At 33.3% G+C, this 207-nt stretch carries 1 protein-coding gene; it reads right to left on the bottom strand.

The features are described 5' to 3' along the window. Nucleotides 1-207: ABC transporter substrate binding protein (locus tag NG901_RS17045; protein ID WP_286675216.1), on the bottom strand; the 207-nt coding region annotated here is incomplete at both ends.

A 207-nucleotide genomic window follows, 5' to 3' on the forward strand; every position in this document is an offset into this window, starting at 1 on the left:
TTACCGCTGTAAAAACTATAGGTATATCCTTTGTTACATTATATGTTGCTTGTACTGCTGGAGTAGCTATTGCAAATATCAGATCTTTTTTATCATTGGCAAATTGAGTAGCTACTGTTTGAGCATTTGCTATTTCTCCTTGTGCATTTTGTTGCTCAACTTTAATATTTTTCCCTTCTTCATACCCTAGCTCTTTTAATCCATCAA

The organism is Clostridium sp. CMCC3677 (assembly GCF_023845585.1).
GTDB lineage: Bacteria > Bacillota > Clostridia > Clostridiales > Clostridiaceae > Clostridium > Clostridium aquiflavi.